This is a genomic window from Gluconobacter sp. Dm-73, from assembly GCF_018256215.1.
GTDB classification, from domain to species: Bacteria; Pseudomonadota; Alphaproteobacteria; order Acetobacterales; family Acetobacteraceae; genus Gluconobacter; species Gluconobacter cadivus.
Genome location: NZ_JAERLW010000012.1, coordinates 102,372 through 122,693, shown reverse-complemented (window position 1 = coordinate 122,693; position 20,322 = coordinate 102,372). Strand labels below are relative to the sequence as shown.

Below are 20,322 nucleotides of genomic sequence, written 5' to 3'. Positions count from 1 at the left end.
ACGTGCGACTAAGGAGAAATGTTAAATACGAACTCAGTTGTCAGGGGCGCTCTCGTTGGTATTTTGCTGTATCTGGACCCGAAATCTGGTGCGTAGGCCTGCCGAGAGAGAGAACTAGCCATGAACAAGAAAACAGAGACGCAGGTAAGTGACGGGCAATCTGACGAATACCTTGTGGACCTGGGACAGAGAATTAAGGATGTCCGGGAAGGCAAAGGGATGAATGTCGTAAATATCTGTTTCGTAACAGACTTGGCTGTCGGGACAATTTCAAATATCGAGCGGGGGAAAAATGTATCTTATGTGACCCTGCATAAGATACTTCTGGCCCTTAAAACCCCTCCCAACGAAATACTCCCACTTGATAATCACGATATATTGCCGATCGAAGTTACAATCAGCGAGGAGGAAACTCAGAAGTATCTGGAGCTCGCTGACGCTTTCCAGAAAACTTCAGGGTCTTTATCTCACCTCATCCAAAAACTTCATCTGGCCCGCGAACATGATGTTGCCGCCCGCAAGGGTGCCACCGCCTCAGAAAGCGATCCGCGAGAGCCTGTTGTAAGGCAGCTGGGTGAGAGAATCAGAGATATCCGACTTGCGCGTCAGATGAGTATTTCTGAATTAGGCGCAGCTAGCGGGCATCAGACGCCGGCTATGCAGCTCATTGAAATTGGTCTGCGAAAGCCATCAATTGAGTCTCTTCGACGCATCGCAGCGGCCTTGAAGATCGCTACAGCCGATCTGTTTCCTGGTCTCCCCAATCAGAAAGATATTTTTAATTCTCTCCGCACGCTCGGACTCTACAGCAATATCCAGAGCGTCCGCGAACAGGTGGAATTTTTTAATGACAGCTTCATCGCATTGAGTGGTGCCATACAGAAAACCGTGAACTAACAAAAAACTTTTAGTCGTCTGGTGTTATATCACTTGTAACCGGTGATCTATCATCGGATAAGTCCTTATACGTTGAAACGTGATAGGGACTTCCGACGATGTTTGCACGCAGCCTCCGCTCCTCACTCCCCGCCCTCGGCAGCGTAGAAGAAGCGTTATTTCACTCGTCTGATGTCGAAAGTGAAAAAGAGCAGCACCTGATTTCTCCCGGAAAAAATTCCGAGGAAGTCAGGACACTCGTCATCAAGATGGCAATAAAAGGTGTGAACGTCGCGCATATCGCGGCTGCCCTTTTCATAAGCCGCCTCGAAATAGAGGCCATTGCGCAAAAGGAAGGACTAGATCTTAAACGCACCCCGCTCAGAAGCGGGCCTCAGGCATGGTCTCTTCGCGATATCAGTCGTCTCAGCCGCGCATGGGCCAAGGGCGAAGACCTCCCCGCCATCGCAAAGCGCCTCAACCGCACCGTCATGGCAGTACGCAAGAAACGCGCCGCCCTGGTCCTACCCGCACGGGAGCGTTATGCCGAGGCGGTCTGGACAGACGCTGACGTTGCCACGCTGTTGGCACACCGTGAGCGGCGCATCGGGCTCCAGCGCATTGCCAAGCAAATGGGCCGCAGTGTCCGCAGCCTACAGCGCAAGCTGGTCAGTCTCCGCCCTGCTGCTGACCCTTTCGCCGTTCCCGCTGATCCATCCGTTGTTCTGACCTGGGAACAGGCGTCCCGTCTGACACCAGAAGAGCGTCAGGGCCGCAGATGGCAGGTCCGGAACTCTCCCACCGGACTGGTCATCGGCTTCAGCCGAAATGCCTGCACCACACGCTGGTCCGTTGAAATGCAACACGAACTGGCCATGCGGCATTTTGCCTACCAAGCCCCTCAGGCTGTGGCCGATGACTTTCTCTTGAGCAATCGCACCATCGTCAGCCAGTCCGGCTGGCTCCATCTCCCGCGACGTTCCAAAAAGGATATGCGCAAGACGTTCGATCCCAACCTGTATGAAATCTATCTGAACAAGATGGATCACATGCGCCGCGAGTGCCTGGGAAAGAAAGGGTTTTTCTTCTGGAGCCCACGTCGTGGCGGTCGCCGAACCAGTCGTTTGCATCAGCAGACTGCCGTCATGCGCTCAGGCGATTGATCCGCAAATTTCTCTGCTTTTTTCAACTTCAGTCGCAGATCAACGGGTCACGGTGACGATGACACAGTCATCATGAGGTTTGAAATGCCATCCGCAGCCCCGCTGTCGTTCCACGGAGACACCGCGCCATGAGCCGCTCCTCGGGATCCCTGAGCCGACGCCTGACCGATCCTGATTTTCAGGGAAAGATCGTTGAGCGTTCCTTGCAGACGTCCATCGCCCTCGCCGCCGTCGTGGTGGTGCTGGCCGTGCTCCTGGCCCGCGCCTGGTCGTACCATCCTCTCCCGAAGTATTTCTTCGTGGACGGAATCAACGCCCCTCGCCCGGCTATTGCTCTGAACAGCCCGATCCTCAGTCAGGAAGACTTCCTGTCCTGGGTCATCAAGTGGTCGCTCAAGCCCTACAATATCAATTACCGGGATTACCCGTCGCAGCTTAACGCGGCTGGCGCGCATTTCACCCTGAACGGCTGGAACACGTTCGCACAGTCCTTTGTTCAGGACGGCAATCTGGCGAAAATGAAAGAAGCCAAGCTGCTCTGCTACGCGCAGCCGACCCGTGCCGCAACCATTCGCCAGCAGAGCATGGTGAACGGTCATCACCATTATGTCGTGCAGTTCCCGTTCGTTCAGACCTGCGAGAACGTCAATCTGGAAAGCTCCCAGACCCTGATTGCGACCGTGCATGTCGAGCGCGTCGATGACCCGGATCACCCTGACGGCATTGCCATTACCCAGCTTGTGGCCAGCCCGCAGTGAGGATCCGCACCATGAAAACCCGATCTTTTTCGCTGTCCCTCCTCGGCCTCATGGGCCTGATGCCCTTCACCGCAATGGCTCAGTCGGTTGCGCCAGCTCCGGATGCCGCGCCAGCCGCGCCACACCTGTCACCAGAGCAGCAGGACCAGCAGGCTGCCGAGGATGAAGCCATTCCCCTGACACCGGAGATGATTCATCGTCTGGGCAAACGCCTCAAAGAGAACCAGAGAGCGCGTGAGGATGTCGCCACGGAAGTCGCCGCGCCGACGAGCCGACCGGCCATCCGCGTGTCTTTCGCGCCCGGTCAGCAGACGTCGCTGATTTTCACGACCAAGGGCTATCCTACGGCCGTCTCTTTCGTGGACCGCTCCGGCGCACCCTGGCCGATTGCGTGGAACACAACCAGCACATCCGCCAATCCGGACGGTCTAAAGAACTGCTCGTCGGACGGCGGAAAAGGTGGCTCTCCTGCCGTGCAGACCACAGGGTTTTACACCTGTGTTCCCTATGCTGGCAGCAACACCATCAACATTGAGCCACTGTCGCTGTCGGCACGCGGCGGTCTGCTCGTCACGTTGAAGGGCGCCATCAAGCCGATCTCCTTCCTGCTTCTGGCTGGGCGCGGCACCTATGACGACAACCTGACGGTGCGCGTGAACGAAGACGGCCCCAACGCAAAGCAGGAAATGGGTCCGGAAGCCGCCCCCGGTACGGCAGAGCCGTTCATGAACGCCATGCTGTCCGGGATCGCTCCGGCCTCCGCCGTTCCCCAGAGCGTCGAGGGCCTTTCTCCTGACGATGTCCGGGCATGGCGTATGGGCAATGAACTCTACATCCGCACGCGGCTGGCGCTCATGACGCCTGCCTGGGACAGTTCAGAGCGCGGCGAAGACGGCTACACCCTCTACGCCTTCCGCCAGACCCCCTACATTCTCCTGTCGGATTCCGGTCGGACCGTGTCCGCGCATCTCAAGGACATGACGCCATGATCCCGAAACTGCCCAAGTTCAAATCCGTCCTGTCGAGTGCGACACGCGGCGGGAACCGACGTCTGCTCCTGCTCGGGGGTTCAGCCGTCTCGGTCCTCGCTCTTGTCCTCCTTGTCTCACACCATCAGACCAAGCAGATGCCCAAGTCCAATCCCGGGCATATTGCCGAGATGAATGCGCTGCCTGGTGGCACAAACACGAACCCGGAGCAGGACCGTCTGCGTCAGATGCAAAACACCGAGACTGCACAGAAATCCGAACGCGCCGGACAGTCCTATACCCCGGATCTGGCACCCGCTGTCACCCGGGACAAGGGCGAAAAGACCGGAGCGGTCCTGTCGTATGATGGCGCGCATGATGATCGAGCACCTGCCCATCCGCAGGAGATCGGCTATGACGCCCCAATCGCGTCCCCGGCACCACCTCCCACGCCGCCCCACATCGAGACCGCTCCGCAAGCCCCGATCGTCCAGACCGATCCGGCCTACTCTGCGTCAGGCAATGGCGAGACATCTCAGGCCGAGCAACAGGAGCGCGAGAAGCGCCGCGCCCGTTATGTCGCCGAGATCGCGCGCATCGAAAGCGGCCTTCAGACCCGGCCTCCCGTCTCGGATCTTCAGGAAGCTGTCTTCAAGCCCGAGCTGGAAGCACAGCCCCAGGCAGAAAAAGCGATGGCGTCGCGTGGTGTGACAGGGGCCTCCGCAGCGGCCACGGCCTCACGTGATACGGCCGCCGCGCCAGCCCTGATCCCGGCCGGTCGCGGGATCTATGCCCATACCGTCACGGCAACAGACAGTGATCTGGCGGGTCAGATCGTGCTGGAGGCCGATAGCGGCCCGATTGCAGGCGACCGCATGATTGCAACGGTTGCGAGGGCACCCGGAAATGAGCAGCTCCTGGTCGTGCAGGTCAACAAGATCATTCATCAGGGCCGCACGCTATCAACGAATGGCGTGGTGATGGCGCCCGACAGCATGAAGCAGGGTGTCGCCTCCAGCGTCGATCCCCTGATCATGCAGCGGTTCGTCATGCCTGCCGCCGCAGCCTTCGTGCAGGGGCTTGGGCAGGCCATCGAAACCACGTCCAATGTCTCGGGCAGTTACAGCGCCCTGGGCGGCATGAACTATATCCAGCGTCTGAACATGGGCCAGCAGCTCGGTGTCGCCGCAGGAAGTGCGGCTTCGGCCGTCAACAGCGCCCTGACACAGGATACGCCAACACGCGCGCGGATCATCCTCGCCGCCAACGTGAATGTCGGTGTGATGTTCATGGATCCTGTTCTCGACAAGCCCTGATTTTCCGCACTCAGTCGCAGATCGTTCCCCGATCCTTCTGGCAGTCTCAGCCAGAAGGATCTTTTTTATGAGTTCCACAGTTCACCACCTGAACACCGAAATCACGCCGCGCCGGATGGAGCCCGTTCACGCAGCGCCACCACCGCCCGATCAGCATGACATCCTGTCTGATGATCCGGAGCGTCAGGACACCGAAACAACGGCCCACGACGACAGCCACGCGACGGAACCCGCACTGTCAGGCCCGGCTTCTTTGCTCACGCCCTTCATCTCTCGCTACGAGGCTCTGACGCCGCGCCAGAAGCTCTATGGCGGGTCAGGCCTCGGGATCTGCGCCGTTCTGCTGGCGGGCATTCTTGCGACCAGTGGCCACCATCATCACGCTGTCTCGGCACCGGGTCAGGAAGTGGGCATGGACCAGACGGCAGCGCCCATGGCTCAGGCTCCTGAACCTGCTCCGTCCGCACCGCCGCACGCAAGCGCCGATCTGGCGGAAATGCAGACCCTCGGCCATCCAAAGGCTGCCGCAACCCCACCTGCCTCCGCACCGGCCCCAAAAGCCGCGCCCGCTGCCATCGTTGTAACCCCGCCAGCACCGCCACAGTCCGCGCCACCCCAGACGGATGCGCCTGCGGTTGCACCTGCCGCGCCTCCTGCGGATCCCGTGCAGGCGGCTCATACTCTACAGGCCGCGCCCATGGCGACCCAGCAGCAGATCGACGTGCTTCAGCTCGTCACGGCCGAGGCCCGCGTCATCGAGCGCGAGCGGGGCGAAGTCGAAGAGCTGCGCCAGTCCCTTGCAGGACAGCGCAAGGCTGAAGAAGACAGGCTGAACGATCTGACACGGCGCATCTCCCTGGTCGAAGCCAGTCACGCCGTGACAGGTGCCGAGAATTCCGGTGCGGACGAAGCCGCTCAGGCCCATGCCGCTGCCGAAAAGGCCCGTGCCGCTCTAAGCGCTGCCATGAACGGGCCAGCGTCCAAGGCTCCGGCCCTCTCATCGTCGAGCGCCCCACCCGCTCCGGCCGCCGTCGCCGCACCGGCTCCAAAGCCTGCATGGGTCCATCACTACCGGATTGTCGCGGCCTCACCGCAGCTCGCCATGATCGAAGACAGCGCGGCCCCGAGCGGTCAGGACCGTCAGTTCGAGGTGGGTGTTGGCACGGTCATTCCGGGCTACGGCGCGGTCCTGACCATCAGCCAGCAGGGCGCCACCTGGGTTCTGCATACGGCCCATGGCGACCTGAACTGAGGAGGCCACCATGGAAGGCCTTGTCAATCTCGTCCACGAAATCGCCGTTGGCATGGGCTGGCTCCTGCCCACGGCCTGCTATGCGGCGGCCGTGTCCTGCCTGATCTTCAGCCTGATCGGGATCTATCAGTATTACCACCCGACCATTCAGGCCCTGCAGGACAAGCCCTGGCTGCCCTATCTGTCCCTCGTGCTGTGCGGTGTCTTCGCCTCGTTCAACGTCATCCTCACCAAAAGCACGGCCTCGGCCGGAACGGACGTGCAGGTCACTCTGGGCGACGCAGCCACCAGCTACAGCACGGCGGACAGCCTGATCACCGGCACCGGCCCCAAAGACGCAATCATGGCGATCATCAAGGACTTCGCCCTGTTCTTTCAGATGTTCGGGGCCTGGACGTGCTTTTTCGCCGTCCTGACCTGGTTTGCCATCCAGAGAGGCCGCTCGAACCGCGAACGCCTTGGCTGCGGCATCCAGTACGTCTTTGGCGTCATGCTCCTCAATCCGGTCAAGGACGCGACCTGGATCCTCTCTTTCTGGCCCTGAAACGGGCTGACGAAAAAAATACCTCTCTGCCGCCTCAGTCGCAGATCACGCGGTCAGATTGATCGGCAGAGGGGATTGTCCCTCACAACGGAGAACCAACTCATGACATCCCACACAACCCCGTCTGCTTCCCGCGCTCTCACGAAGATCGGCGCAACCGTCGCGACAGCCACCATGCTGCCGATGGTCATGGCTGGTAACGCTCTTGCCGCTGCTGGTGGAACGGCGTCGAGCAACGGTCTTGGACAGCAGATCCAGAACATGGCGCAGGAAGGCACGGACACCATCGGTGTCGGGTCTGCCGCAGCCCTTTACGCTCTCGCCATTGTCGCGCTCGTGACGGGCATCGTGCTGTTCTACAAATCCCAGAAGGAAGAGACCAAGCGTCCCGGCATGGCTGTTGCAGGTGTCGTCTGCTTCGTTCTGGCCGGTGTGGCGGCGACGGGTCCGAAGTGGATCAACAACTCTGCGAACACGGCCTCCAACGGGAATGCTGAAATCAGCAATACCGCCAAGAGCTACCAGTTCCAGTAAGCCGACATGACTTCCGATCCGTTCTTCCTCCAGCCTGGTCTCGACCAGGAGATCCGGCCCGGGAAAGACGGGTCGGATGGGTCTTTCACCTGCGCGTGCTGCGGCCTGCCGTCGCCCGGTGCAGGTCTCCCCTGGACCGGTCCCTCCTCAGAGGCCGGTTTCCGGGTCTGCCCGGTGTGTAATCTTCTTCAGGACACGTCGCGGGCAGCTATCGACGCCGAAGCCATGCTCGTCTGGTGGCCCGAAATGTCCCAGGCCCGCCTGATGTTCCTCGCCCGGACCGCCCATCAGACGCTCCGCCTGATGGCCCGCCAGCAGGGTCAGTCTGACCGCCAGTTCTGGGAAACCATCCTCAAGGCTATCCCGGACCCGTTGCTCGGCACGCAGTTTTCCCCCTCTTTCCGCACACCCATGACGCTCCTACGTCTGCTCGAAAGTCGGCGCGCGGAAGCCGAGCACCGGCTGCAATCGGGCTCCATCCGTCAGGTCACAACGGCCATGCGCCTGTGTGGCAGCGCCGATGAAGCCGTCCGACGCAATCTCGATCTGCTCCGCGCAGACCTTCGTATTCTGCCGACCGGCAGACTGCTCGACGCTGGCGCTGACGTTTATCCGGCCTTTCTCGACAAGGCCCTTGCTCTTACCCCATCCTGACGCGGAGTTTCCAATGTCTGGCTTTTTGACCGAGTTGCTTGCCAGCGCGAGCCTCTTCCTTCGTCAGCCCCTCGAATCCTTTTGCGACGTCGAGACCAATCACACGGATGCCGTACATCACGACCGGCTCGTGACGCTGCGGGGCGAGTACGTCTCTCTCCTGCGCGTGAACGGTCTGCGCACCATGTGCTCGCGTGCGGACGTGGAGGCCATCGCCGAGCAACAGCGCATCGAGCTGCAAGGCCTTCTCGAAGGCACTGGCCATGCGATCGAAGGCTGGTACATCTCCGATCCCGATCAGGCCCGCGTGGCCGTCGATCTGCTCGCGCTCAACGGATGCAAGCAGATTTCACGCATGATGAACGCCGACTTCCACGACATCATCAATGAGCGCCGCCTGCGGTGGCCTCAGGTGATGCGGTGGGAAGATGCCTGCTACATTCTGTGGACCCGACCGGCCGTTCTGACGCGTGAAGAAAAGAAGCAGGTGGCGGCGGAGCGGAAAGATCAGGTCAAGGCCTGGCCAAAAGCGGGGAGCGGTCAGCGCTTCACCCTGCGCTCCGAACTGATGGCCGGTCGTCACGACGCCTTTGTCGCGCGCGTGCAGGACAGCATGTCCAATCTCGGTATTTCCACGACGCTTCTGCGCGCCGCTGAATCCATCACGCTGGCGCGTGAGACGCTCTATCGCGAGACGGCCGGAAGCGGCTGGAAGCCGACGCTGGTGGGCGACCCTGTCATGCCGCGTCTCCCGGATGACGAAGAACAGAGCAAAAAGACCGAAAATCTGCTCTGGCCGTCCCTGCGCGATCAGATCTTTAACGCGGACGCCGAAAATCAGGGCGGCCAGCTCGTGACGGTCGGCGACTACACCTATGCGCCCGTGGACATGCTTCTCGGCCCCGAGGATCCGCGCCCGTTCTCCGAACTTCTCAACACTCTGGGCCGCAAGCGTCTGCCCTGGCGGAGTTCCATGATCCTTGAAGGTGGTGGAAAAGCCGCGTTCGCGATCAAGGAGACGGGGGCCACCATGCTCGGCATGTTTCCTGGCAACAAGGACATCACGCGCGCCTTTCAGGCCATCAAGCGCAAGCGGGAGACGGAAAACCATAATTCCGTCCGGATGCGGATGACCGCCAGCACATGGGCACCGGTCGGCGAAGACAAGCTGCTGCGTCGCCGTGCGGCCGATCTGTCTCAGGGCATCGAAAGCTGGGGCGGCTGCAAAACGACCCGGGTGCCGGGTGATCCGCTTGAGGCCGCCATGGGATCGGTGCCCGTGCTCTCTCTGGGCTCCACGGCCACCCCGGCTCTTGCGCCTCTCGGCGATGCCATGAGCATGATGCCGTGGATGCGAAGCGCCTCACCCTTCCCGCAAGGCTCCATCCTCTTTCGCAAGCCCGATGGCGGGATCTGGCCATTTGATCCCACAGGCGGTGGTGTGCGTGAACATATCGCGGATATTATCGTCGCTCCCCCAGGCAGCGGTAAGACGGTGCTTGGAAACACCATTCTCCTTGGCCTGCTCCTGAGTTCTGCCGCCATGGGCAATAATGGCGTCAAGCTGCCGCTGCTGGCGAAGCTGGACATCGGCCATGCGTCTCTCGGCTTCATCGAAATGGTCCGCAACGCGCTCGGGCCGGATCGTGCCCATGAGGCCATCTTCGTGGAAATGCAGATGGCTCCGGGGTTTGAGGTCAATATCTTCGATCTTCAGGTCGGCCTCGAATACCCGCTGCCGCTCGAAGAAGTCGCGATCGACAATTTCGTGTCGCTGCTGGCCACACCGCTCGATGGCATCCCGTTCGAGGGGATGGACCAGCTCGTCGGCGATGTGATCCCGGAGGCCTACCGTCAATGCACGGGCGTTGCGGGCGGCAATCCGAAGCACTACCGCGAAGGGATCGAGCCCAGTGTGGATGAGGCCATCCACCGCCTCGGCCTCCAGCTCCCGCACCACGCTGCGGCCGAAGGCGATCTCGACAGCGCGGATCCGACCTGGTGGCGGGACGTGGTGACGGCTCTGATCGCTGCGGGCGAGCATCGTCTGGCAGGGATGGCCCAACGTCACGCGGTTCCGATTCTTCAGGATCTGATTGCAGCGGCCCGCGCGCCGGAGATCTTCAATCGCTATTCGAAGATCATCCTGCCCACGCAGGAGACGCTCATTGATGCGTTCGAGCGTTATATCATGGCGGCGATCAAGAAATATCCGACGCTTTCCGAACCCACCCAGCTTGATCTGGGGGACGCCCGGATCATCGTGCTGGATCTGGCTCGTGTTGCGCCGCAGGGATCAGACAGTGCAAACCGGCAGACGGCCCTGATGTATATGCTCGGCCGCTACCTGATCGGCCGTAACTTCTTCCTGCATCCGGAGTATGCGGATCTGCCGGTCATGCCGGACAACGTGCGGGAGTATCATCGCAGCCGCTTCACCGAGATGAAAGAGACGATCAAGCGCCTCGATTTCGAGGAATGGCATCGTCCCAAGGAGGCCCCGCAGGTCGATAAGCAGGCGATCCGCGACGTTCGTGAAGGCCGTAAGCACAACGTCCAGCTTTCGTTCATCAGCCAGCGCAGCGGCGATTTCAGCGCCGATCTCGTCGGCCAGTCCACGGCCCGCTGGATCCTGAAATGCGGCGACGAACGCGAGGCCAACGAGATGATCGAAAACTTCAAGCTCACGCCAGCCAGCGCCTATGTGGTGCGCAACCGCCTGCCCGGTCCAGGCCGCAACGGTGCGCCGTTCTTCGTGGTGATGAACGCGGCCGAAGGCAAATATGAGCAGCTTCTGGTCAACGTGCTCGGCCCCATCGAGCTCTGGGCCTTCTCCAGCACGCCGAACGATACGGCATTGCGGTCGCGTCTCTTCGCCCGGATGCCCTCCAGCCGCGCCTTGCGGTGCCTTGCCATCGTGTTTCCAGGCGGGAGTGCGGAAAAGGAACTGGCACGCCGCAAGGCTCTGGCGATGAAAAGCTCGTTTCTTCAGGACGAACAGGCCCAACAGGGGGTCATGGACGCTCTGGTCGAGGAAATCCTGTCAGGCCAAGGCATTGCCGGGGGCTTGTACGAGCGCCTGGAAGCCATGGATGAGCAACAACGGGCGGCGGCCTAGGACACACCACCGACAAAAGAAGGGGGGCAAGAGCCCCCCTGTTTTCACAATCGGATTTTTGCAGTTTCATAAACTACACTTTTGTCGCGCTTGCCGACAGCGATCAAAAGCACTCTGATCTCCTGATCATGCACCTGATAAACGCCCCGGATGCCATCATCACGCAGTTTGATTTTATAACAGTTCGGTAAACCGCGTAGCTTGTTCTTTGGAACATGGGGGTTGTGCAGGATCTTGCGAAGTTTTTTTACAAACCGTTCTGCAACGCTATAATCTAGAGCGTACAGTTCATCTCTTACGACTTCCGGGATGTCCAGAGAGTAGATCGTCAAGGCTCACGTTCCTCATAATTTCCCCCGGGTTCTTCAGGCGTTTCTTGACCAGATCAAGAAGAACAGCGTCATCGTCGCTCACGACTTCCTTGCGGATCGGCAGACGGTTGTTTCTGACAACATACTCAAGAACGTCCCGAAACAGGTCAGCAGGCGTCGTTCCGAGTTCCTTGACCTTCCTGAAGGACTCTTCTTTGAAATCGGCTTCGAGCCGCATTCCGAAATGGGCTGTGGTTGCAGTGATCTGGGGCATCGTGTCGGGATCTCTCTTTACTCTGCGGCACTCACCGGCACTCGCGTATCTTCTCTATGGGACCGACTTACTAAAAATAGTTGTCAAACATATGTTCAACAAAAGCAACACAAAAAAAACAACGGAGTAAACAAGACTTATCCCTGAGTGGCGATGAACCGCCGTAAAGTTTTTTTCTGAAAGTCGCAGATAGGCTCGCGATGATCCTTCCAATATCTGGAGGGATCCATGCGACACCACTACGTTCTGACACCCGTTCTTCTGCTGGCCCTCTCGGCCTGCGCCACCAAGCCGCCCGAACCTGTCGCGACAACAGGCATGGCCAATCCCGAGCTTGCGCTGCAACGCGCCATTGCCACGACCGACGCGGATCTGGCCCAGCTCGGCACGTTGCGCCCTACCCCACCGCCCATAACGCCGGATCCCGGCCTTCCGGCTGACCTCAAGCGTCAGGTCTGGTTCGTCTGGCAAGGGCCGCTTGAGCCTGCCGTGCGCAAACTCGGCAAAGACATCGGCTACAGCGTGACCGCATTCGGCCCGCATCGGAAGGTAATTGTCCAGATCAATGCCGTGGCCCCGGTGATTGACCACCTGCGCACGCTCGGCGAGCAGGCGGGAGAACAGGCCACCGTCTCTGTCGATCCCCTCTCCCACGCAATCTCGGTGACGTACCATGGCTGATCGCGCCCTGCTTTGCGGCCTCGCAACGGCTGCCTTCCTCGCATTCTCCTCCCTCGCAGGTGCGGCCGACAACGGCAGCATCATGCCGTCCACAAGCTCTCTTCCTCCGCCAGCCCGGAGCGGAACGCTCGTCTCCATGCCCAACCCGCCTGAACCAGGCGCGGATCAGGTCAACGCCAATGATGAGGCCCTGGGCAATCCGGCCAACACCCCGGTCACAGGCGCGCTTCAGCTCGACCGCATCACAGGCGGCGAGGCTCCGCCGTCTCTCGAAGCCTTGCAGGACGCGCGGCCGAACGATGAAGCAGGCGATGACCTGAAGCCGGGCCGACGCGAGCAGATCCGTCAGGCCGCACTGACCTACGGCGCACAGGGCGGACAGGCGGCGCGCTCTTTTGCCATCAATGAAATGCTGCGCCACAACGAGCCCATCCTCGACACGACCTTTGATTTCCGTCCCTTCGTCCTGCCGGTCGGTGATGGCCAGACCCTCATGCAGCCGCCGATCGTCAGTCAGGCGCAGATGGCCTTCGCCCTGAACGACACCGGCACCATCGCCCATGAAAGCCGCTGTGTCTTCGAGATTACCCGTGAAGCGCAGCTCACCTCTGCCGCACCGAACTGGCGCACCTATCTCGTGCGGTCCTGGAACAAGCCACGTCATCCGGCCTCATCCGCTCTGCCGCATACCGACAAGGAAGTGCGGCACTGGAACGACTGGGTGGCTGAAGGCTGGGCCTCCGGAGAAAAGGTTGCGGATGAGATCTACCTGTCCGATCTCTCCCGACTTCAGCGCGACATCACGGGCATGGCCCGCTACCGCGTGCTTCTGCGGGCCGGTCGTGTCGAAGAGCCACGCGTGGTCTTCGAGAACCGTCAGGCCGTGGGCGGCGGGGACAGTCTGCATCTCGGCGACCGCGTGATCCGCATCACCGGGCAGCCCGGTCTTCAGGCCCGCACCCGTGTTGCCTATCCGGAGGACTGCCGATGAGCGCCGTCCTCAAACTGCGTGACGCTGACACCTGGGCGCACGAGCGGGCGAAGCGCGAGTATCCGTGGGTCGCCGAAGCGCGAAAGAACGCCCCCGGTCTCGATGACTTCCTGAAATGGGCGCATGGCCTCGGCGCGTCGCGGATCGACCTGCTGACCGGTCATCGCGCCACGCTGACGGTTCACGGCCGCAACCGCTACGCCACCATGGACCCCACGACATCGCTGGATCTCAAGCAGATCGTGGATCACGTCTATGGTGCAGACGGCTCGCCGCGTGTCCTGATCAGCCTTCAGCTCGATACGGCCTATAGCGTCACGCTCAACCGCCGTGAGTCCCTGCGCTTTCGGATCAACATCTTTCCCGTACAGACCATGCGCGGCCCGGGCATGAATCTTGTCTTCCGGCCCATCCCGACCCTGCCGGACAGTCTGGATAAGCAGCGGGTCGAGCAGGAGATCCGCGACACCAACCTGCTCAGAAGCGGCATGGTGCTCACGGGAGGAGCGACGGGATCGGGCAAGACGACACTACAGTTCGGACTGATCCATGACCGGCTGATGGATCCGACCGTCTCGTGCAACATTTCCACAGGCGAGCAGCCGATCGAGTTCCTTTTCGACAGCCTCAAGCCCCCCAACGGCAACCGGATCACCCAGACCGAGATCCGCCCGCCCAATCTGACACCACCGCTGTTTGTCGAGGGCTCGATGCGCCGTGAAAACTCGGATCTGGTTCTCGGCGAATGTCGTGACGGCCCGACCATGGAGGCGGCCATCAACTGCGCCATTACAGGCGGCAAGCTCTCGACCACCATTCACGCCGATAACGGCCCGCTCATGATCCAGCGTGCCATTGCGCTCTGCCCACGGGCCGAACGCGACAACCTCGTGAGCGCGCTGGCGCAGTCCCTGCGCTTCGTCATCAACCAGCGTCTTCTGGAGCGGGTCGGCGGGGGCCGTGTGGCTGTGCGCGAGTTCCTGACCTTTCATCAGGATCTGCGCCGTCAGCTTATGCGAACCGAAAGCGGGCTTTGGCCCGACCTCGTGGCGCAGGCCATCGAGAGCGACGGCCAGAGCTACGAGGTCGCCATCCGCAAAGCCCTGGAAGACGGGCTGATTACTGAAAAAACCGCCAACGATGCCTGGAGGAGAGACGCCTGATGTGGCGCGCAACCGCACAACCTGTCCGTTTAGCCATCCTTGATGGCCGGGCCTGTCTCCCGCTCCTTGTAACGGTCACGTACTGGAGCTGGACGACACTGTATATCGGCGTTCTGGGCACCGCCCTGTTTGCAACGATCAGCTTCTTTGGCCTGACGCTGCCGGCTGCCCTCAGAACTGTCCGTCGCCTCATCACCGGCCCCATCCGGTCCGGTCGGGCGACCTGGAAACGGAGGCGCTACGGATGACACCGTCTCCTGCCGTCACGCTCCTGTCAGACGTTCTGGTCCGGGCCATCGACCGCACGGGCCTCAGCGTCATTCTGAGCGACGCCACCAACTCAACCCCCTGCGCCAGTACGGTCGCGGCGTCCAGCAGCGGTTTCCTGCCTGCGTTCCTGATTACTGCCGAGGCGCTCTGGTTTGAAATGACTCGGCACGGCTTTGGGTTGAAGCTGGTCGATGATCCTGAAGCCGCCCTCGGCGTGACCGTCCTCGACCATGACGCGCAGTCTGCCGTGACGGTCCTGCTCTGTCTGCTCGACGTGCTGGATGCCCTCCCGGTTCAGAACGGGCAGATCAACCTGTGCGATCTGAACGGCCTCTGGCAGGCGAGCATGGCGCGTCTTCAGCCGGTCTCCGTCCAGAAGGAGCAAGCCGCATGAAAACCCGGATGTTCTTTCCGTTGGCCCTCGCGGCCCTCATGGCAGCCCCGGCTGCCTCGGCCGAGGACGATGGCGGACGCCAGATCGCAGCCTGCCTCAAAGAGTCAGCCCATAACGCGCATGTGCCAGCAGGCGTCATGCTGGTCCTGCTCTATGTCGAAGGCGGCCATCCCGGACAGGCCGTACAGAATACGAACGGGACGTCCGATCTTGGCCCCATGCAGGTCAATACGATCCACGTCCCCGAGATTGCGCGGCACTGGCACACTACCCCGTCCCGCGCCTACGCGGCCTTGCGGAATAACTCCTGCGCCAATCTCGAAGCGGGCGGCTGGATCCTCGGGCAGGAAATGACCAAGGCCCGGGGTGATCTCTGGCAGGCCGTCGCGGGCTATCACTCCCACACGCCCCGCTTTGGCACGGCCTATCTGAAGCGCTTTTACGAGATTTCCCAGACCCTGATCCGAACCAGCCATCAAGGAGACCCGGCATGAGTGGCACAGCTTCGCGGTCCTCAGGCTCGCGCTCGTCAGGAGAACTCACCCTGATGCTGGCCGGTGTTGCGCTGCTCGGCAGCGTTGTCCTGGCCTATATGGTCTGGTCAACCTTCCACACAGAGATCAGCCGTTTTTACTGCAAGGCCCTGATCTGGCAGATCGGCATCCTGTCGCCTACGCCTGACCTTGCGCGTCTGAACCTCCAGCTTCACCAAGCCCTGCACCATCCGGCGTCCATTCGCCTGATCCAGCTCTATTACGGCCTGTCCATCGTCGGTCTGCAGCTCCGGTGGGTTGCAGTCCTGGTCGGGGGGATCTGCGCAGGTCTGTGTCTCTTCTTCGGGGAGAACAAGGCGCTACGGGCTGTCCTCGATCTCGAAGGCCTGATTGCCGTGCAGGCAAAAATGTTTCCGACCCTGCGCGGGTTCGCCAAGCGCCGCATCACCCGGCTTGTTGCGCCGTCCACCGGGGCACCTCTTCCGGCCGACCCGGCCCTGACGGCTGACGAATGGCGCAGCCGCTTTGCCACGGCCGCCGATGGTAGTTTCAGCGAGGTCTGCGCGCAGGAAGCGTTCGAGCGTCAGCTCGGCCCGCACTACACAACGGCCGGTCCGGGCGCGGCCCCACCTGCGGCCCAGGTGCTCTTTGCGGCCTTTGCGCTGCACAAACTCAAGCGTCGCGATGAGGCCATGACCCTGCTCGGGCAACTGTCAGAAGGTCTGGCTGACGCAGGACTTGATGGCGATACCGGCCCGAAGGTCAGCCTGAAGGTGCCCGCAGAGGTCCTGAAGAACGCGCAGGACTTCCTTGCAGATCCCGATGTGCAGGCCACGATCGCGCAGAGCTGTGACCGTCACGGCTGGACCACGACCGCGCTTATGACGCTTCTGTGCGATGCCCGCTTTGAGGCTGGCGTGCTGGCGCCGCCCGCCTTTGCCATCGTCAAGCTGATCGACCGGCCGCTTTGGTATGCCCTGCACTCTCTGGGCTACCCCAGTGAAAACCCCAACGAAGACGTGCATCCCAATCCCCGGATCGAAGCCGCTGGCGCCCGCGCCCACTGGTCGGAGGAACAGCGTCTGCGTCGCCCCCTCTATATCCCGGTGCTTGATCGCGCCCTCTCCACGCTCCGCTCCGCCTGAAGGACAGACTCATGACCCGCATCATTCTCCAGCACGGCCAGAACGCTCCCCTCACGCTCGACATCGAGGAGGGAAACGCGGCCCCGATCCATCTCCATTTTCCGCAGGCCCTACCGCTCGCGGCCGCTCAGGCCGAGATCGCCCCGGCTGGAGCGCAGACCGCCGCGCCTGGCCGGATCCGCCGCTTCCTACCGGTTGCCGCAACAGCCGCCGTTTGTGCCGGTCTGTTATACACTTTTGGCGGCCTGCACGCGTCGGCTCCTGCCATGCCGGAATCCGCACCTCTTCCGCCGTTGCCCTCCAGCGGCCCGCTGGAGACTCAGCCGCAAGCTCCGGCCGCCACGGCACCACAGCAGATCCTGAAGGCGCTGCATCAGCCCGCCCATCTGGAAATGCCGTCCCCGGCACCCGCGCCAGCACAGGCCGGTTCCCCATTCGGGCTGGAGAACTGAAACCATGACGGCCCGAAAGATTGGTGCACCGCTTGGCCATCAGCAGGTCGAGCGGGGAAAGACATACCGCGATACCCGCCCGTTCTGGACGAAAACGAAGGAAGAGCTGCGTTCCCCTCTGGCCGGATGGCTTGGCTTCGTCGGGGTCGGCCTGGGCTGGTTCGTGCCCGCGATAGATGGCGCGCTGATCCTCGCGGCCCCGGCCGTCGCGGCCTGGGTGGTCCTCCGTCCTGAGCGTCTTCCGCTTCACATGCCACGCTATAGCGGGCTGAAGGATGCGAACGATCTGAACCCCAAGGATCGCAAGGCCCGTCAGGCCAACGGCATTCTCTATCTCGGCACGGAAGCCCGGACCCGCCGCCAGCTCTGGATGTCCTCGGACGCGGCCCGTCAGCACGCAGCCATTCCGGGCACCACCGGATCCGGCAAGACGACGGCCATTGTCTCCCTGATGACGAACGCCCTGGCCCATGGCTCGGGTTGCATCCTCGTGGACGCCAAAGGCGACAACACGGTTTACGGCGATGTGCTGGCCCTCGCACGGCGGTTCGGGCTCGATGACCAGGTGCTCGCGCTGAACTTCCTCGCCGCCTCTGGCACCCGGGATTCCAACACCTTCAACCCGTTTGCCACCGGAAATGCGGACGCCATCCGCGAAATGCTCGTCAGCCAGCTTGGCGAACAGTCGGCCAATGATTCCAATGGCGTCTTCCGCGACCGCGCTGTCGGCCTCATCGGAACAGTGGTTCCGGCCCTCGTCTGGATGCGCGACACGCACAACATCCCCATCAATATCGACGCGATCCGCTATGCGACCGACCTGCGCTGGATCGGCACCCTTGCCCGGCATAAGGTCTTTCTCATTCGCAATCCCGGCTCCAATCAGGCCATCGAGCGCAGGGTCGAGGATATTCCGGACGATGTGCTCTGGCCGCTTCAGGCCTATCTTGGCGAGCTGCCCGGTTATGATTCCTCTCTGGAATGGAACGCCCAGAAGGAAAACAAGCCGTCCGAGCAGCACGGCTATGCCAAGATGTATTTCTCGCGCGTCTTTACCCAGCTTGGCGTCAGCCTTGGGCATATCTTCAGTGCCGAGACGGCCGACATCATCATGCGCGATGTGGTCCTGAACCGCCGCATCCTGATCGTCATCCTGCCATCACTGGAAAACTCGTCAGACAGTCTCGCGGGCCTGGGCAAGATCGTCGTAGCCTCGCTGCGCGGTGTCATGGCCCAGCTTCTCGGAGCGAAGCTGCATGGCTCTGCCAGCGAAGTGTTCAAGCTGAAGGCCGGAGCTGGTGATGCGCCATTCCAGATCTTCTTTGACGAGCTGGCCGCCTATGTCACGGACGGCATGGACCGGATGCTCGCCATGGGCCGTGGCCTGAACTGCATGTTCTGGATCTCGTTTCAGGATCTGCCCGGCCTGACGGCCCGGATTGGCGAAAAGGCCTTCTCGCTTCTTGGCAACGCCAACCTCACCCATGCGCTGCGGCTTCAGGATGCCATGAAGACCCGTGAATGGCTGGAACAGCAGGCCGACAAGGTGGAAGTCACACAGGCAACCCGCGTGGAGAATGATGGCTACGGATATTACAACGGCTCAGGCGCTGAGGTCCGTGAGGTTTCCCGTCTGCCCTGGAACGATCTGCAAAGCCTGATCGAGGGTGAGGCCGTCACGATGTTCGGCGGCCGCGTCATTCATTCCAAGACGTTCTTTGCCGACATCAATGGACGCTCCGGCGAAGTCCGCCGCGCCCGTCCGGTCATGCTCCCATCTCCCAAGTCCGGACACGGTGTGGATCCGGACGCTGAGACCTGGGGCATTGTCGAAACCCTGGAGAATGGAGACTTCCAGATCGAGACCGCCAGCTCGGACCTCCCGGCAGAGGTCAAGGCCCTAATCGGCAGGATTGCGAATGAGAACCACCGGGACAGCAAGGCCCTCATGGGCGATGTCAGTACAAGCCTGACCGATCTGACGGCTTTCCTGCAGGCCACCACGGCGCACGGTCATGGAGAAGGCAATACGCCGTTTGCCGGGATGCTGGCTTGGGGCCGCTTCCATCGCGACGACAACAAAGATGAAAGCCTTGTGCCTGCGCAACCCATGGATGGGGCCTTTCTGGGGAAGATTGAACAACTGGAGCGCCTGGTTGGGAGCAGGACGGGGCGGACGCCTCGTCGTCGTGCTGTGCTTGTTCTGGCGACACGCGATCAGCTCAGGGCCCTTCCGGCCAATACGGCTGGCGCCAAGGGGGCGAGCGAAAAGGAGATCCTTGCGGCCTTCCGAAATATTGGAGACTGCCTTCAGGCGTGAGTATCAGATAGATCTAAATCACTTCGTATAAATTTAGGGGCTCATTCGAAAACTCGTATGCGCCCCCTTTGATAGAAATGGATAGAATTTACATTTCTTACTGAGTTCCAATTCGCATGAGCGCGAAAAGTGCCCCTAAAAACGCAAGGCCAGCCCCTATAATTAAGCAGAGAGACGCTTGCCGCCGGCTATTCACTCCCAAGTTTGCCGCGCGTGCTCTACTCAAAAACGCTTTGTAACCATCAGGAGTTGAAAACTCTGGAGCGTGGCTAGGCGGCGTATACCGGCTCTTGAAGTATCTTCTAAGTAAAAAGATAATGATACTTCCAAACGAACCAATTCCAAACGTACCAACCGAGAAAATAATTATAGGATACCAAGCCAGACGATATAAGCCAATACCACACATTCCCGTAATATATGTGATTATTATACCAACCCAGAGAAATATATGAGGCTCATATTCGTCTATAAATTTTTTCTGGATTTTATCATCGTTTTCTGTGGCCTCTCGGCTAACCGAAAGTATTCCTGACAGCATAAGGAAATACGTTCCGGCCATATTTAATATATGTTCTGCACTAGGCTCGTATATGATGTGAGCAACAGGCGAGTTTGGCATTGTTTCTCTTTCGTAATAGAAC

At 60.8% G+C, this 20,322-nt stretch carries 22 protein-coding genes; 19 read left to right on the top strand and 3 right to left on the bottom strand.

From position 1 onward, the window contains the following. The first annotated feature begins 120 nt into the window (after positions 1-120). From JK176_RS12975 to JK176_RS12930, 10 genes are all read left to right on the top strand, one after another. Positions 121-897 carry a helix-turn-helix domain-containing protein gene (locus JK176_RS12975; protein ID WP_211588198.1) on the top strand — a complete coding sequence of 259 codons (777 nt, stop codon included), beginning with the start codon at positions 121-123 and terminating at the stop codon, positions 895-897. A gap of 98 nt (positions 898-995) precedes the next feature. After that, positions 996-2,039 (top strand): hypothetical protein, encoded by a 1,044-nt coding sequence (locus tag JK176_RS12970; protein WP_015074969.1) that lies wholly within the window; start codon positions 996-998, stop codon positions 2,037-2,039. 128 nt (positions 2,040-2,167) lie between these two features. Continuing rightward, positions 2,168-2,797: a DotI/IcmL/TraM family protein gene (locus JK176_RS12965; RefSeq protein ID WP_015074968.1), complete on the top strand. Its 630-nt coding sequence runs from the start codon at positions 2,168-2,170 to the stop codon at positions 2,795-2,797. Between the two features lie 11 nt (positions 2,798-2,808). Next, positions 2,809-3,786 (top strand): DotH/IcmK family type IV secretion protein, encoded by a 978-nt coding sequence (locus tag JK176_RS12960; RefSeq protein ID WP_211588197.1) that lies wholly within the window; start codon positions 2,809-2,811, stop codon positions 3,784-3,786. After that, positions 3,783-5,081 (top strand): DotG/IcmE/VirB10 family protein, encoded by a 1,299-nt coding sequence (locus JK176_RS12955; protein ID WP_211588196.1) that lies wholly within the window; start codon positions 3,783-3,785, stop codon positions 5,079-5,081. The genes JK176_RS12960 and JK176_RS12955 overlap by 4 nt, the downstream gene beginning before the upstream one ends. A 67-nt stretch (positions 5,082-5,148) precedes the next feature. Continuing rightward, on the top strand, positions 5,149-6,333 hold the full coding sequence (locus tag JK176_RS12950) for a hypothetical protein (RefSeq protein WP_211588195.1): 1,185 nt from the start codon (positions 5,149-5,151) through the stop codon (positions 6,331-6,333). Between the two features lie 10 nt (positions 6,334-6,343). Then, positions 6,344-6,877: a hypothetical protein gene (locus JK176_RS12945; protein ID WP_077804204.1), complete on the top strand. Its 534-nt coding sequence runs from the start codon at positions 6,344-6,346 to the stop codon at positions 6,875-6,877. Positions 6,878-6,979: 102 nt separating this feature from the next. Further along, positions 6,980-7,411, top strand: a complete 432-nt coding sequence (locus tag JK176_RS12940; RefSeq protein WP_211588194.1) for a hypothetical protein — start codon at positions 6,980-6,982, stop codon at positions 7,409-7,411. Positions 7,412-7,417: 6 nt separating this feature from the next. Beyond that, positions 7,418-8,065 carry a hypothetical protein gene (locus JK176_RS12935; protein WP_249194503.1) on the top strand — a complete coding sequence of 216 codons (648 nt, stop codon included), beginning with the start codon at positions 7,418-7,420 and terminating at the stop codon, positions 8,063-8,065. Positions 8,066-8,078: 13 nt separating this feature from the next. After that, positions 8,079-11,183, top strand: a complete 3,105-nt coding sequence (locus JK176_RS12930; RefSeq protein WP_211588193.1) for an ATP-binding protein — start codon at positions 8,079-8,081, stop codon at positions 11,181-11,183. Between the two features lie 44 nt (positions 11,184-11,227). Here the strand turns inward: JK176_RS12930 and JK176_RS12925 are convergent, their stop codons facing one another. Further along, complete coding sequence (locus JK176_RS12925) at positions 11,228-11,515, bottom strand: type II toxin-antitoxin system RelE/ParE family toxin (protein WP_253570901.1); 288 nt, start codon at positions 11,513-11,515, stop codon at positions 11,228-11,230. Beyond that, positions 11,472-11,768, bottom strand: coding sequence for a type II toxin-antitoxin system RelB/DinJ family antitoxin (locus JK176_RS12920; protein ID WP_211588192.1), 297 nt, complete (start codon positions 11,766-11,768; stop codon positions 11,472-11,474). Before JK176_RS12920 ends, JK176_RS12925 begins: the two co-directional genes overlap by 44 nt. 228 nt (positions 11,769-11,996) lie before the next feature. On the opposite strand from JK176_RS12920, the gene JK176_RS12915 reads away from it, so the two are divergent. From JK176_RS12915 to JK176_RS12875, 9 genes are read left to right on the top strand one after another with little or no spacing between them, the layout of a single operon-like run. Then, positions 11,997-12,449, top strand: a complete 453-nt coding sequence (locus JK176_RS12915; protein ID WP_211588191.1) for a DotD/TraH family lipoprotein — start codon at positions 11,997-11,999, stop codon at positions 12,447-12,449. After that, on the top strand, positions 12,442-13,440 hold the full coding sequence (locus JK176_RS12910; RefSeq protein WP_211588190.1) for a type IV secretory system conjugative DNA transfer family protein: 999 nt from the start codon (positions 12,442-12,444) through the stop codon (positions 13,438-13,440). The genes JK176_RS12915 and JK176_RS12910 overlap by 8 nt, the downstream gene beginning before the upstream one ends. Further along, a complete protein-coding gene (locus JK176_RS12905) occupies positions 13,437-14,603 on the top strand; it encodes a type IV pilus twitching motility protein PilT (RefSeq protein ID WP_211588189.1) in 1,167 nt (388 codons plus the stop codon). The genes JK176_RS12910 and JK176_RS12905 overlap by 4 nt, the downstream gene beginning before the upstream one ends. Then, entirely contained in the window at positions 14,603-14,851 is a 249-nt protein-coding gene (icmT, locus tag JK176_RS12900) for an IcmT/TraK family protein (RefSeq protein WP_211588188.1), read from the top strand. Before JK176_RS12905 ends, icmT begins: the two co-directional genes overlap by 1 nt. Beyond that, the gene (locus tag JK176_RS12895; RefSeq protein WP_211588187.1) at positions 14,848-15,267 is read left to right on the top strand and encodes a hypothetical protein; all 420 of its coding nucleotides are present in this window, start codon (positions 14,848-14,850) and stop codon (positions 15,265-15,267) included. Before icmT ends, JK176_RS12895 begins: the two co-directional genes overlap by 4 nt. Further along, entirely contained in the window at positions 15,264-15,761 is a 498-nt protein-coding gene (locus tag JK176_RS12890) for a lytic transglycosylase domain-containing protein (RefSeq protein WP_228119314.1), read from the top strand. Before JK176_RS12895 ends, JK176_RS12890 begins: the two co-directional genes overlap by 4 nt. Next, the gene (locus JK176_RS12885) at positions 15,758-16,906 is read left to right on the top strand and encodes a hypothetical protein (protein ID WP_211588186.1); all 1,149 of its coding nucleotides are present in this window, start codon (positions 15,758-15,760) and stop codon (positions 16,904-16,906) included. The genes JK176_RS12890 and JK176_RS12885 overlap by 4 nt, the downstream gene beginning before the upstream one ends. An 11-nt stretch (positions 16,907-16,917) precedes the next feature. After that, the gene (locus JK176_RS12880; protein ID WP_211588185.1) at positions 16,918-17,358 is read left to right on the top strand and encodes a hypothetical protein; all 441 of its coding nucleotides are present in this window, start codon (positions 16,918-16,920) and stop codon (positions 17,356-17,358) included. A 4-nt stretch (positions 17,359-17,362) separates the two neighbouring features. After that, on the top strand, positions 17,363-19,678 hold the full coding sequence (locus JK176_RS12875; protein WP_211588184.1) for a type IV secretory system conjugative DNA transfer family protein: 2,316 nt from the start codon (positions 17,363-17,365) through the stop codon (positions 19,676-19,678). Between the two features lie 97 nt (positions 19,679-19,775). Here JK176_RS12875 and JK176_RS12870 read toward each other — a convergent pair whose 3' ends face one another. Then, entirely contained in the window at positions 19,776-20,300 is a 525-nt protein-coding gene (locus JK176_RS12870; RefSeq protein WP_211588183.1) for a hypothetical protein, read from the bottom strand. Between the last annotated feature and the right edge of the window lie 22 nt (positions 20,301-20,322).